The organism is Mycobacterium sp., from assembly GCF_004298145.1.
Lineage (GTDB): Bacteria > Actinomycetota > Actinomycetes > Mycobacteriales > Mycobacteriaceae > Mycobacterium.
Window position 1 is genome coordinate 21,657 of sequence record NZ_SCRH01000049.1, and the last position, 12,539, is coordinate 34,195.

Below are 12,539 nucleotides of genomic sequence, written 5' to 3' on the forward strand. Positions count from 1 at the left end.
GCGCTCGCCGTCGACGTACTAGCCGAATGGTACTGGGCTTTTGGGACATCGTGGTGCCCATCGTGGGGGCCCCCATGGCCGGCGGGCCCGGGACTCCCGCGTTGGCCGCGGCGGTGTCCAACGCCGGTGGGCTCGGTTTCGTCCCCGGCGGGTATCTCAGCGCCGAGCAGTTCGCCGACGACATCGCCGCGGCGCGCAAGGCCACCACCGGCCCGCTGGGGGTGAATTTATTTGTGCCCCAGCCCAGCGTCGCCGACTGGGTGGCGCTGGACTACTACGCGGCGGAACTCGAGGAAATCGCCGACCACTACCAAGTGGAGGTCGGTCATCCGCAGTACGGCGACGACGATGGGTGGGAGCAGAAGCTCGAGGTGGTGGCCGACGTCCGCCCCGAGCTGGTGTCTTTCACGTTCGGCGTCCCGCCGCCCGATGTGATTCGGCGCCTGGGCGCGCTGGGCCTGCTGGTCATGGTCACGGTGACGTCGGCCTACGAGGCCGGAGTGGCCGTCGCAGCCGGCGCTGACAGCCTGGTGGCCCAGGGCCCCGCCGCCGGCGGGCACCGTGGCACGTTCGCGCCCGACATGGAACCCGCCAACGAGTCGCTGCATCAGCTCATCGATCGCATCCGCAACGCGCATGACGTCCCGATCATCGCCGCGGGCGGGCTGGGCACCGCCGACGAGGTCGCGGCCGCGCTGCGCAGGGGAGCGGTGGCCGCCCAGGTCGGCACCGCGCTACTGCTCGCCGACGAGGCCGGCACCAACCCCGCGCACCGCACCGCCCTGAAAAACCCGCTGTTCGCCACCACCGTTGTGACGCGGGCGTTCTCGGGCCGCTACGCGCGCGGTCTGGAAAACGACTTCACCCGCATGCTCGACCACGTGGCGCCGCTGGGCTACCCCGAGGTCAACCAGATGACATCGCCCATCCGGGAAGCGGCCGCCGCCATCGAGGATCCGAACGGAATACCGCTGTGGGCCGGGGCGGCATTCAAGCACGCCAGCGCCGGGCCCGCGGCCGACATCATCGCCGGCCTCGCGGCCGGCGGTTAGGCCCGCGCCGGCGGTCAGCCCAGTAGGCCGACCGGGTCGGTGAACGGCAGGCCGAGGTCGGTGGCCACCTGCTCGGACAGCAGCGCGCCGTCATGCGTCGAAAGACCTTTGGCCAGAGCATGATCCGAGCGGCACGCCGCCCGCCAGCCACGCTCGGCGAGCGCGAGCACATACGGCATCGTCGCGTTCGTCAGCGCCACCGTCGACGTCTTGGGCACCGCGCTGGGCATGTTCGCCACGCAGTAGAACACCGTGTCGTGCACGGCGAAGGTCGGGTGGTCGTGCGTGGTGGGCCGCGAGTCCTCGAAGCACCCACCTTGATCGATGGAGATGTCCACCAATACGGCGCCCGGCTTCATTTGTGCGACAAAAGAATTCGAGATCAGGTGGGGAGCCTTCGCGCCGGGGCGCAGCACGGCGCCGATGACCAGGTCGGCGCGCTTGACGGTGCCCTCCAGGTCATAGGCCGACGAGTAGCGGGTGCGGACCTGTCCGCCGAACTCCGCATCGAGCAACCGAAGCTTGTTGATGTTGACGTCGAGAACCGAGACCATTGCCCCCATGCCGCTGGCGACGCGGGCCGCGTTGTAGCCGGCCGTGCCCGCCCCGATCACCACGACATCGGCCGGTTTGACGCCCGGCACGCCGCCCATCAGCACGCCGCGCCCGCCGTGGGTGCGCATCAGGTGATACGCCCCCACCTGAGCGGACATCCGCCCGGCCACCTCGCTCATCGGCGCCAGCAACGGCAGTGTGCCGTCAGCGGTTTGGACCGTCTCGTAGGCGATCGACGTCGTTCCGGACGCCAACAGCGCGTCGGTGCAGGCACGCGACGCGGCCAGATGCAGATAGGTGAACAGAATCTGGTTGCGCCGCAGCAGGCCATACTCGGCCGAGACCGGTTCTTTGACCTTGAGCAGCAGGTCGGTGTCGGCCCAAACCTGTTCGGCCGTATCGGCGAGTTGGGCACCCGCCGCCTTGAACTCGGAGTCGGTGATGGAGGATCCCTCGCCGGCGCCGGACTGGACGAGCACGTCATGACCGCGGCGGATCAACTCGGCGACACCGGCGGGGGTGATGGCAACGCGAAACTCGTTCGTCTTGGTCTCGGTCGGTACGCCGACTCGCATGATCGCCCCTTGTTCGCCCATTCATTCAATTGTGAAGCCCCTTCAAGTGTAGGAAAGCTCGGATGGTCCGCAATCGATATGAATTACATCGCCTGCTGGCTATGATCGGCGGATGACCGACCCCGGCGTTTCGGCCACCGTGCGGATCGATGCCCGCCCCGACGTGGTGTACCGGCTCATCACCCACCTGCCCACCCTGGCGTCGCTGGCCGAGGAGGCGGTGGCGATGGAGTGGCGCAAAGGTGATGCGGTGAGCCCGGGCGCGGTGTTCACCGGCCACAACGAAAGCGGCGGCCGGCGCTGGAGCACCAAATGCACCGTCACCGACGCGGAACCGGGCCGACGGTTCGCTTTCGACGTGACCCACACCATCCTTCCGATCGCCCGCTGGCAATACGACATCGTCGCGGCGGACGGCGGCTGTGAGGTCACCGAAAGCACCTGGGACCGCAGGCCCGGGTGGTTCCGCAAGGTCGCCGGCAAGGCCACCGGCGTCACCGATCGGGTGGCCGCCAACACCGAGCACATCCGGCTCACGCTGCAGCGCCTCAAACAGCGCGCCGAAATCGAGTAGCCGAAGGATCGCGGGAGTTCCGATGACGCGACGCGATCCCGCCGTAGCCGTCGTCGGAGCCGGTATGTCCGGTCTGTGCGTCGCAATTGCCCTGTTGCGCAGCGGTATTACCGATGTGACCATCTTCGAGAAGGCCGACGAGGTGGGCGGCACCTGGCGGGAGAACACCTATCCGGGGCTGGTCTGCGACGTCCCCTCGCGTATCTACCAGTACAGCTTTGCCCGCAACCCCAACTGGTCGCACTTGTTTTCACCCGGCGGTGAAATCCAGGCCTATTTCGAAGACATAGCCGATCGCTACGGTTTGCGCGAACGGATCCGGTTCGGCACCGAGATCTCCCAGGCGTGTTTCGACGATGGCCGGTAGGTGCTGTGCACGGACGCCGGCGAGGAATCGAGTGTCGACTTCCTGATCTCGGCCACCGGCGTGCTGCATCACCCGCGAATGCCATCGCTTGCGGGATTGGATGACTTCGGCGGCAACGTTTTTCACTCGGCGCGCTGGGATCACGGCATCGACGTGCGGGGCCGCCGGGTCGCGGTCGTCGGCAACGGGTCGACGGGTGTGCAGCTCGTGTGCGGTCTGGCCGGGGTGGCGGGCAGGGTCATGCTGTTCCAGCGCACGGCGCAATGGGTGCTTCGGCTGGCGAATCCGCGCTACAGCACTTTCACGGGGATCACCCGACGGAAGATGCCGTGGCTCGATCGGATCGCCTACCGGGGGTACAGCGCCGTATTCGACTTCTTCGCGGTGGGACTGACTAAGCCCGGCCTGCGCCGAAAGATCATGGCGGCACTCTGCCGCGCCAGCCTGTGGGAGGTGCGTGATCCGCAGTTGCGCCGGGCCCTGACGCCGGACTACACCCCGGCCTGCAAGCGGCTGGTGATGTCGAATGGCTTCTACCGGGCCATGCAGCGCGACGATGTCGAGCTGGTCACCACCGGTATCGATCATGTGGAACGGCGCGGCATCGTGACCGACGACGGCGTCCTGCACGAGACGGACGTCATCGTGCTCGCCACCGGGTTCGACACGCACGCGTTCTTCCGGCCGATGCGGCTGATCGGCCGCGACGGGATCGCCGCCGACGACGTGTGGCGCGACGGGCCGCGGGCCTACCAAACCGTCGCAATGTCGGGCTTTCCCAACTTCTTCATGATGCTGGGGCCGCACAGCCCGGTGGGGAATCTGGCACTGACGACCGTGGCCGAATCACAGGCCGACCACATCCTGGGCTGGATCGAACGTTGGCGCCGCCGCGAATTCGACACGATCGAGCCGACGGCCGCGGCGACCGAGAGTTTCAACGCGAAGCTGCGCGCCGCGATGCCGGACACCGTGTGGACCACCGGCTGTAACAGCTGGTACCTCAACAAAGACGGGGTGCCCGAGGTGTGGCCGCTCACGCCGGCCGAACACCGCGGGATGCTGGCGAACCCCGACCCCGGCCAGTACCACCTGCGCCCGCATGTCGGAGCCCGCTGAGCGGCGGGCAGAAACCCAGTACCGGCGGTTTCGCATATCTGGGGTCGCGTACCTATACTTGGGGCGCGCGACGTCCACCGAAAAGACTTGATCGAGGGCTAAACGCCGAGGTAGGGGGCATGATGCTGACCGTCGACAACCAGGCAGCGGGTCCACATGACGCGTCGCTAGACCACGAGCGTCTGGTCCTCGAGGCGCGTGACGTGGACTTCGATTGGGCGACGTTGCCGTTCCACTACGTGCCCGGTGAGCCGTTCGCCACCCATGTCCTCAACGTGCTGCACCTGCTGCTGCCCGCGGGCGAAGAGTTCTTCGTCGAGGTGTTCAAGCAAACCTTGCCGCTGATCAAAGACGATCAGCTGCGGCTGGATGTCCAGGGGTTCATCGGCCAGGAGGCGGTGCATTCTCAAGCGCACACCAACGTGCTCGCCCACTTCGCAGCGCGCGGCATCGACCTGACGCCCTACACCGGCCAGATCAAGTGGCTGTTCGACAAGCTGCTCGGGCCCCGGCCATATTGGAGCCAGCGCCGCCAGCAGAGCTGGTTGCTCGAGCAGGTGTCTCTGGTCTCCGCCATCGAGCACTACACCGCCATCTTGGGCGAGTGGATTCTCGACTCGCCGGCCCACGACAAGATCGGTACCGATCCGGTGATGCTGGACATGCTGCGCTGGCACGGCGCCGAAGAAGTCGAACACAAGGCGGTGGCCTTCGACACCATGAAGCATCTGCGGGCCGGCTACTGGCGGCAGGTGCGCGCCCAGCTGGTCGTGTCGCCCGCCATGCTGCTGTTGTGGATTCGCGGGGTGCGGTTCATGTATTCGCTGGATCCCTACCTGGCGCCGCGCACCAAGCCGCGGTGGCGCGACTACTGGCGCGCGGCGCGCCGCGGTTTGGTGCCGGGGCCGCTGCGATTCGTGCGGGCGATCGGGAACTACTACCGGCCGGGCTTTCACCCCTCGCAGCTCGGCGGACTCGGCCTTGCCGTCGACTACCTGGCCGTCTCACCCGCCGCGCGGGCTTCGCACTGACTCATGACCACCACGTCGAGCATCACCGCCGGCGACGGCGTCACGCTGGCTGTCCACCGCTACACCGAAATCGACCCGGCATACCCAACCATCCTGGCGATTCACGGCTTTCCGGACAACCACCATGTCTGGGACGGCGTGGCTCAGGAGCTGGCCGGCCGACCCTACAACCTCGTCGCCTACGATGTGCGTGGGGCGGGTGAATCATCCTCTCCCGCAAAGCGTTCCGGGTACTTGTTTGCGCAACTGGTCGCCGACATCGGTGCGGTGATCGACAGCCTGGGTGTGGAGCGGGTGCACCTGCTGGGCCACGACTGGGGCTCGATTCAGGCGTGGGCGGCGGTCACCGACGACTCGGTGATGGGCAAAGTGGCCTCGTTCACGTCGATCTCGGGTCCGCACCTGCAGTACGCGGGGGCGTTTCTGCGGTCGGCGCGCACGCCGCGCGCGGTGGCCCGCGTCGTCAGACAGCTGATCTCGTCGGGCTATATCGGATTTTTCTTGTGCCCGGGAGTGCCGGAACTGTCGTTTCGCTCGCACGTCGGCGTGAAAGTCGTTGAGGCCCTTGAAGGCATCGGCCGCTCCAGCACCCGCAGCCAGCGCCACGAAACGCGGCGATCGACCACCGACTATGTCAACGGGCTCAACCTGTACCGGCAGAACATGCCCGCGCCGATGCTGGCACCGGGTCCGCAGCTGCCGAAGACCACGGTCGCCGTGCAGACCTTGGTTCCGCGACGAGACGTCTTCGTCACGCCCGCGCTGCAGCGCTTCACCGGCGCAATTCCCGACGGCGGCAGGGTGATCGGGATCGAGGGCGGGCACTGGGTGGTGACGTCGCGACCGGACGTCGTCGCCCGGCTGACCGCCGAATGGGTCGATTCCAGCGTCGCCGGCGGGCCCGTCGCGGCCGAGGTGCGCGGCGAACGGCGCGAGGTGCGCGGCAAGCTCGCCCTGGTCACCGGAGCCGGCGCCGGGATCGGCAGGGCCACCGCGGTGGAACTGGCCCGCCGCGGCGCCCGCAAGGTCGTGCTGGCCGATCGTGATCTGGTCGCCGCCGGCGAAACCGCCGGCGCGGTTCGCGCCGCGTGCGCCGAGGCCGCGGTCTACCGGATCGACGTCAGCGACGAGTCCGCGATGAACGACCTTGCGGCGCAAGTACGCAACGAGCACGGGGTGGTCGACATCCTGGTGAACAACGCCGGCATCGGGATGGCGGGCCGGTTCCTGGAGACCAGCTCGGCGAATTGGGAAAACATCATGGGGGTCAACGTCGGCGGCGTCATCTCCGGCAGCCGGGCGTTCGGTGCGCAGATGGTCGAGCGCGGCGAGGGCGGAACGATCATCAACGTGGCCTCGGCGGCGGCCTACCTGCCATCGAAATCGATGGTCGCCTACAGCACCACCAAGGCGGCCGTGCTGGCGCTCAGCGAATCATTGCGCGCCGACTTCGCCGACGAGGGCATCAGCGTCACCGCGGTGTGCCCGGGATTCGTCAACACCAACATCGCCAAAAACACGATCTATGCCGGAATGAGCGCGCAGCAGCAGGAACGGGCGCGGGGCAAGGCCGACGCCGCCTACCGGCGCCGCAACTTCACCCCCGAGGCGACCGCCAAGGCGATCGTGAAGGCCATCAGGACCGGGCCCGCCGTGCTGCCGATCGCCGCCGAGTCCGGGATCGGCTACGCGATGCGGCGCATCAGCCCCGGGATGGTTCGGCTGTTCGCACGCTTGGACATTCGGCAGAAGTAGGGGGATCGGTGCCGGAGAGCATTTGGGCCAGCAGGCCCGCCGACCTGTACGGCCGGCGTGACCACGATCGCTTCGGGTCGTTGTTGTGGGGTGTGCGGGCGGTGTTCGAGGGCTTCGCCACGGTGTCGCGGTGGCAGCCGTCGCGGGTGAAGCCGGTGCAGCGCAAGCTGAAAGCGGTCGTGACCAAGCGCGAGGCCGTCGCGCCGGACGTCGTCGCGCTGACATTGGCCGACCCCGACGGCGGGCTGCTTCCGTCCTGGACGCCCGGCGGGCATCTCGACATCCTGTTGCCCTCGGGCCGGCGCCGGCAATACTCGCTGTGCGGTCCGCCCGGCCGGCGCACCGACTACCGCATCGCCGTCCGCCGGATCGCCGACGGCGGGGGCGGATCCATCGAGATGCATGAGGCTTTCGACGTGGGCGACACGTGCGAGTTCGAAGGGCCGCGCAATGCGTTCTACCTCGGCACGGCCGAACGCGACGTGCTGTTCGTCATCGGCGGCATCGGGGTGACACCCATATTGCCGATGATCCGCGTCGCCGAACAGCGCGGGATCGATTGGCGTGCAATCTATGCCGGCCGCAGCCGCGAATACATGCCGCTGCTCGACGAAGTGGTGTCGGTGGCCCCGGGCCGGGTGACGGTGTGGGCCGACGACGAGTACGGCCGCTTCGCCACCGTCGACGAGTTGCTGGCAGGCGCCGGCCCGGTGACCGCCGTCTATGTGTGCGGGCCGAGTGCCATGCTCGAGGCCGTCCGGGTCGCGCGCAACCAATACGCCGGCGCGCCATTGCATTACGAGCGGTTCAGCCCGGCACCGATCGTCGACGGGGTTCCGTTCGAGCTGGAGCTCGCGCGATCACGCGAGGTGCTCGCGGTGCCGGCGAATCGGACGGCGCTGGACGTGATGCTCGATCGCGACCCGACGACCCCCTACTCGTGCCGGCAAGGCTTCTGCGGCACGTGCAGGGTCAAACTGCTTGCCGGACAGGTGGATCACCGCGGGCGTGCCGCGGCGGGCGATAACGGCATGCTGGTGTGTGTCTCGCGGGCCGACGGCGGGCGGGTGGTCATCGACGCCTGAGCAGGTGGCGCCGGGTTACGGCCGGGACTGCTCGAGGTAGGAGGCCAGCGCGTTGGTCAGACCCCTGCGCGCCATGTCGAGGTCGGCGTAGGAGCCGAGCTGTCGTTCCGACACCAGGCCGCGCATCGCACCGGGAATCAGGGCGGCCACCTCGCGGACCCGGTCCGGGTCGACGTCGAGCCCGGCGAACGCCTGCTGGCAGGTCTCCAGCCAGCTTTTGCCCCAGGAGAACAGCTCGGCGGCGGTGCGCGGGTAGAGGCGTTCGAGCTCGTCGGGATCGCGCGGCAGCGCGGCCCGCAGGTTTTCGATCGCGCGTGAATCCGGCGATGCCAGGCCGCTGTAGAGCGTCTCGATGATGGCGCCGACACGTTCACGCAGCGGTGCCTCCGGTGAGATCGGTGCCGACAGCGTCGAGAACGTCGCGGCGCGCCGCTCGGCGGTGCGGTGCAGCACCGCGGCCCAGAATCCGTCGGTGTCGCCGAACTGGTATTGCACCGCACCCCAGGTGGCGCCGATGTCCTTGGCGATGCGGTTGGCCGATACCGAGCCCGGCTCGCCGGAGCCCAGCGAGCGCAGCGCGGCCTCGAGCATGCTTTCGCGAGTCGCATGGCCCCGCCGATTGGGCCGCCGGCCCGCGATGCCGGCTCCGCTGCTCTGACGGGTCATTTGGCGATCTTATCCACTCGGGTCGGGCGGCACGGGGAATTTCATAGAGGGTACTTTGATTTTCTCGGGCCGCGGCCTATATTCGTACCCGAGGGAGGGCAGTTCAGATGGCAGGGCTCGATGGCTAAGCCGCCGTTGTCGATGAAGCCGACCGGCTGGTTCCAGGTCGCCTGGTCCGACGAGATCGGTGTCGGCGACGTGCACAAGATGAAGTACTTCGACTCCGAGATGGTCGCCTGGCGCGCGGAATCGGGTCAGCTCACCGTGATGAACGCCTACTGCGAGCACCTCGGCGCGCACCTCGGGTACGGCGGCAAGGTCGTCGGGGAGGTGCTGCAGTGTCCGTTCCACGGTTGGCAGTGGAGCCAGGAGGGCCGCAACGTCTGCATCCCGTACCAGGACCGGCCCAACCGCGGCCGGCGTATGCGCACCTACCCGGTGGTGGAACGCAACGCCTCGGTCTACATCTGGCACGACGTCGATCGCCGCGAACCCTACTTCGACCCGCCGGACGTGTTCGCCGCCTTCGGCGACGGCAGCAGCGTCGACGACTACTACCCGCAGCAGCGGCTGTACCGGGAGACCCTGGAAATGCATCCGCAGTACGTGCTGGAGAACGGCGTCGACTTCGCGCACTTCAAATACGTGCACAACACCCCGATCGTGCCGGTGTTCACCCGCCACGACTTTGCCGAGCCGGTGTCCTACGTCGACTTCACCATCACCTTCGAAGGTGACGACGGACAGAAGATCGAGGACGTCAACAGCGGTGTGCAGGCCATCAACGCCGGCCTGGGGATTGCGGTGACCAAGAGCTGGGGCATGATCGACAACCGCACCATCTCGGCGATCACCCCGGTGGACGAGTGCACGTCCGACGTCCGGTTCATGGTCTACATCGGCCGGGTGCCGGGCAATGATTCGGACCGCGCCGAACTCAAGGCGACCGAATTCGCCCACGAAGTGATCCACCAGTTCACCCAGGACATCGAAATCTGGCGGCACCAACGGTATTCGGATCCCCCGGCACTGGCCACCGCGGAGTACGAGGGATTCACGGCAATTCGCCAGTGGGCCAAGCAATTCTATCCCGATGGTATCGGCGGCAGCGCCGCCGAAGTGTACGCAGCATCCCGGAAAGGCTGAATCGCATGAATGCACCCGCTGGACCGATCCGCGTCTTCCAGGTCGGAAGCGGAAACGTCGGTTCGGAGATGATCAGGCGGATCGCGACTCAGCCCGATCTTGAACTCATTGGCGTGCACTGCTATTCGCCGGAGAAGGTGGGCAAGGACACCGGAGAGTTCGCCGGCGTGGGCGCCAATGGGGTGAAGTTCACCGGCACCGTCGAGGAGATCGTCGCCGCCAAGCCGGACGTGCTGACCTTCCACGGTGTGTTCCCCGACGAGGACCTCTACGTCACAGTGCTAGAGGCGGGGATCGATATCGTCACCACCGCGGACTGGATCACCGGCTGGCATCGCGACAAGAATCACCCGCACCCGTCGGGCAAGCCGGTGAGCCGGCTGCTGGCGGAGGCCTGTGCGAAAGGCGGCGCGACCTTCTACGGCACCGGAATGAACCCGGGCCTGAACCAGATCCTGGGCGTGGTGTGTTCGGCCGACGTCGCCGACATCGAGAACATCACCACCATCGAGTCCGTCGACGTGTCGTGCCACCACTCCAAGGACACCTGGATCGAGGTCGGCTACGGCCGGCCGGTCGACGATCCGGAGATCCCGTCGAAACTCGAGAAGTACACCCGCGTCTTCGCCGACAGCGTGTACATGATGGCCGACTGCTTCGAGCTGCCGCTCGACGAGGTCAAGTTCAGCTACGAGCTGGGCGCCTGCACCAAGGATGTCGACCTGGGCTGGTACACGCTGCCCAAGGGCTCCCTGGGCGGCAACTACATCAAGTATCAGGGCATGGTGGACGGCGTGCCGCGGGTCGAGACGCACCTGGAATGGCAGATGACCCCGCACACCGACCCGAGCTGGAACATCAAGGGCTGCTACATCACCCAGATCAAGGGCGATCCGTGCGTCTACAACAAGCACATGATCTTTCCCAAGCCCGGCGTGGACCTGTCCAACCCGGACAACTTCGCCTCCATCGGCATGACCGTCACCGGCATGCCCGCGCTGGCGTCGATCAAGTCGGTGATCGCCGCGCCGCCGGGGCTCATCACCAGCGCCGACCTGCCGCTGCGCGGATTCGCCGGGCGGTTTATCAAGTAGACCGGGTCACGGCCCGGCGCGGTCGCCGACGACGCGTTCGGGGTGGTGATAATCGTTGGTGCGGACCCCGCGGTCCAACCGCGGCGGCGGTATCCACTCGGTGCTGCCGCCTCGGTTCTTCCTTGTGCGCCAACCTTTTTCGACCAGCTTGTGATGCGGCACGCAGGCGAAGGTGAGGTTGTCGGCATCGGTCATGCCGCCGGCCGCCCACTCGTTCAAATGATGCACCTCGCACCAATAGCCGGGCGCGTCGCAGCCGGGGTGGGTGCAGCCGCGGTCGTGCGCGTACAGGACGACGCGCTGGTCCGCTGTGGCGATGCGCCGCGATCGGCCGAGATACAGTGGGCGGCTTGAATGCTCGTCGAACACGGCGAGATAGTGATAGGCGTGGCGGCCCATCCGGATGACGTCGCGCATCGGCAGCACCGTTCCGCCACCGGTCACCGCGCGCCCGGTGCCCGACGTCAGCTCCTGCAGCGTGGTCGACACGATCACGGCCACCGGCAATCCGTTGTGCCGACCGAGTTTCGGATCGCCCAGCTGCCCGCGCACCAGGGCGTTGAGCGCGTCGTGCTGGCGCTGAGCGGGACCACGCATGTCCCGGCGCGCACACTCGTCATCGGGTTCACCCTCGACACACGGTGTTTCGTCGTCCGGGTTGCACATCCCGGGCGCGGCGAAGTGGGACATCCACGCGTCCAGATTGGCCCGCAGCTCCGGGGAGGCGATCAGCTTGCCGATGCTCATCCCGTCGGAACGTTGGCCGCACCAGGTGAAGCCACGCTGACGCGCGCGGTCGGCGTCGGAGAATTTTCCGTCGGGGTTGATCCCCAGCGCGTACCGGTGTGCGGCCTTCTGCAACTGATCCGGCCGCAGCTTCTGCGCCTGTTCGGCCAGGAATCGCTCGGCGTTTTCCACCTTGTGTACGGGTGTGGACTCCGAAAGATCGCGCACAAACGCCTGGATCACGCGGAGATGCTGGCCATCGAGCACGCCGTCGCGCCACGCCACGGCGGTGGCCGGCAACTCCGGCGGCAACTCCTGACCGGTGAGCGTCAGTCGCGGTGACAGCTGGTTGACGTCGTGAAGCCGACGGCACGCCTCGGCGCAGCTGATCCGCAGCCAGTCGGCGACCACCTGGTGCACCTGGCCGCCGATCGTGGCGGGGTCCTCTCGTGCCAGGCCCGCGATCACGTCGTGGCTGACCGCGATCTGCCGCCGGCGCGAGGTCTCCATCCGTTCGAGCACGCGCAGCCGGACGGCGGGGTCTAGCACGTCGAAGTTCAGCCCGCGGATCGCCGCGTCGGCGGCGTCCTGCGCGGCCAGGGCGGCGGATACCTCGGCCGGAACTTCGATCGAATGCATGTTCGAATTTTATATCGCGGGGCCGCCGGGGGAAATGTCATCTACCAAGACATCGGTGACAGTTCTGTGTCAGGACATCGGTGATAGTTTGGGCGGTTTTGGTGGTGACACTTCTGCCCCAGGGTTCGGGTGGTGGCTGTTAATGAACCCATCGA

At 67.3% G+C, this 12,539-nt stretch carries 10 protein-coding genes and 1 pseudogene; 8 read left to right on the plus strand and 3 right to left on the minus strand.

Features of this window, described 5'->3' with window-relative positions; translation table 11 throughout:
• The first annotated feature begins 26 nt into the window (after positions 1-26).
• Positions 27-1,052 (plus strand): nitronate monooxygenase, encoded by a 1,026-nt coding sequence (locus tag EPN51_RS21405; protein WP_293046634.1) that lies wholly within the window; start codon positions 27-29, stop codon positions 1,050-1,052.
• Positions 1,053-1,066: 14 nt separating this feature from the next.
• Here the strand turns inward: EPN51_RS21405 and ald are convergent, their stop codons facing one another.
• Positions 1,067-2,182: an alanine dehydrogenase gene (gene ald / locus EPN51_RS21410; protein WP_293046657.1), complete on the minus strand. Its 1,116-nt coding sequence runs from the start codon at positions 2,180-2,182 to the stop codon at positions 1,067-1,069.
• A gap of 112 nt (positions 2,183-2,294) precedes the next feature.
• Here ald and EPN51_RS21415 point away from each other — a divergent pair, with 112 nt between their 5' ends.
• The 5 genes and pseudogenes from EPN51_RS21415 (at position 2,295) to EPN51_RS21435 (ending at position 8,113) form a co-directional block, all read left to right on the plus strand.
• A complete protein-coding gene (locus tag EPN51_RS21415; protein WP_293046637.1) occupies positions 2,295-2,756 on the plus strand; it encodes an SRPBCC family protein in 462 nt (153 codons plus the stop codon).
• A gap of 22 nt (positions 2,757-2,778) precedes the next feature.
• Positions 2,779-4,242 (plus strand): annotated as a pseudogene (locus EPN51_RS21420) (NAD(P)/FAD-dependent oxidoreductase).
• A 122-nt stretch (positions 4,243-4,364) separates the two neighbouring features.
• A complete protein-coding gene (locus tag EPN51_RS21425; protein WP_293046659.1) occupies positions 4,365-5,273 on the plus strand; it encodes a metal-dependent hydrolase in 909 nt (302 codons plus the stop codon).
• Positions 5,274-5,276: 3 nt separating this feature from the next.
• A complete protein-coding gene (locus EPN51_RS21430) occupies positions 5,277-7,028 on the plus strand; it encodes an SDR family oxidoreductase (RefSeq protein WP_293046640.1) in 1,752 nt (583 codons plus the stop codon).
• Positions 7,029-7,036: 8 nt separating this feature from the next.
• Positions 7,037-8,113 carry a PDR/VanB family oxidoreductase gene (locus EPN51_RS21435; protein WP_293046643.1) on the plus strand — a complete coding sequence of 359 codons (1,077 nt, stop codon included), beginning with the start codon at positions 7,037-7,039 and terminating at the stop codon, positions 8,111-8,113.
• Between the two features lie 15 nt (positions 8,114-8,128).
• On the opposite strand, the gene EPN51_RS21440 is transcribed toward EPN51_RS21435, so the two are convergent.
• Complete coding sequence (locus EPN51_RS21440) at positions 8,129-8,779, minus strand: TetR/AcrR family transcriptional regulator (RefSeq protein WP_293046645.1); 651 nt, start codon at positions 8,777-8,779, stop codon at positions 8,129-8,131.
• A 120-nt stretch (positions 8,780-8,899) separates the two neighbouring features.
• On the opposite strand from EPN51_RS21440, the gene EPN51_RS21445 reads away from it, so the two are divergent.
• Entirely contained in the window at positions 8,900-9,925 is a 1,026-nt protein-coding gene (locus EPN51_RS21445) for a Rieske 2Fe-2S domain-containing protein (RefSeq protein WP_293046647.1), read from the plus strand.
• 5 nt (positions 9,926-9,930) lie between these two features.
• Positions 9,931-11,019 carry a dihydrodipicolinate reductase gene (locus tag EPN51_RS21450; RefSeq protein ID WP_293046649.1) on the plus strand — a complete coding sequence of 363 codons (1,089 nt, stop codon included), beginning with the start codon at positions 9,931-9,933 and terminating at the stop codon, positions 11,017-11,019.
• Between the two features lie 6 nt (positions 11,020-11,025).
• Here the strand turns inward: EPN51_RS21450 and EPN51_RS21455 are convergent, their stop codons facing one another.
• Positions 11,026-12,384 carry an HNH endonuclease signature motif containing protein gene (locus EPN51_RS21455; protein ID WP_293046651.1) on the minus strand — a complete coding sequence of 453 codons (1,359 nt, stop codon included), beginning with the start codon at positions 12,382-12,384 and terminating at the stop codon, positions 11,026-11,028.
• Positions 12,385-12,539 lie beyond the last annotated feature (155 nt).

What these genes read in the sequence shown, in the direction of transcription:
- EPN51_RS21440 (WP_293046645.1), bottom strand. Translation starts at nt 8,779, where the DNA reads ATGACCCGTCAGAGCAGCGGAGCCGGCATCGCGGGCCGGCGGCCCAAT.
- EPN51_RS21415 (WP_293046637.1), top strand. Translation starts at nt 2,295, where the DNA reads ATGACCGACCCCGGCGTTTCGGCCACCGTGCGGATCGATGCCCGCCCC.
- ald (WP_293046657.1), bottom strand. Translation starts at nt 2,182, where the DNA reads ATGCGAGTCGGCGTACCGACCGAGACCAAGACGAACGAGTTTCGCGTT.
- EPN51_RS21450 (WP_293046649.1), top strand. Translation starts at nt 9,931, where the DNA reads ATGAATGCACCCGCTGGACCGATCCGCGTCTTCCAGGTCGGAAGCGGA.
- EPN51_RS21455 (WP_293046651.1), bottom strand. Translation starts at nt 12,384, where the DNA reads ATGCATTCGATCGAAGTTCCGGCCGAGGTATCCGCCGCCCTGGCCGCG.
- EPN51_RS21445 (WP_293046647.1), top strand. Translation starts at nt 8,900, where the DNA reads ATGGCTAAGCCGCCGTTGTCGATGAAGCCGACCGGCTGGTTCCAGGTC.
- EPN51_RS21405 (WP_293046634.1), top strand. Translation starts at nt 27, where the DNA reads ATGGTACTGGGCTTTTGGGACATCGTGGTGCCCATCGTGGGGGCCCCC.
- EPN51_RS21430 (WP_293046640.1), top strand. Translation starts at nt 5,277, where the DNA reads ATGACCACCACGTCGAGCATCACCGCCGGCGACGGCGTCACGCTGGCT.
- EPN51_RS21425 (WP_293046659.1), top strand. Translation starts at nt 4,365, where the DNA reads ATGCTGACCGTCGACAACCAGGCAGCGGGTCCACATGACGCGTCGCTA.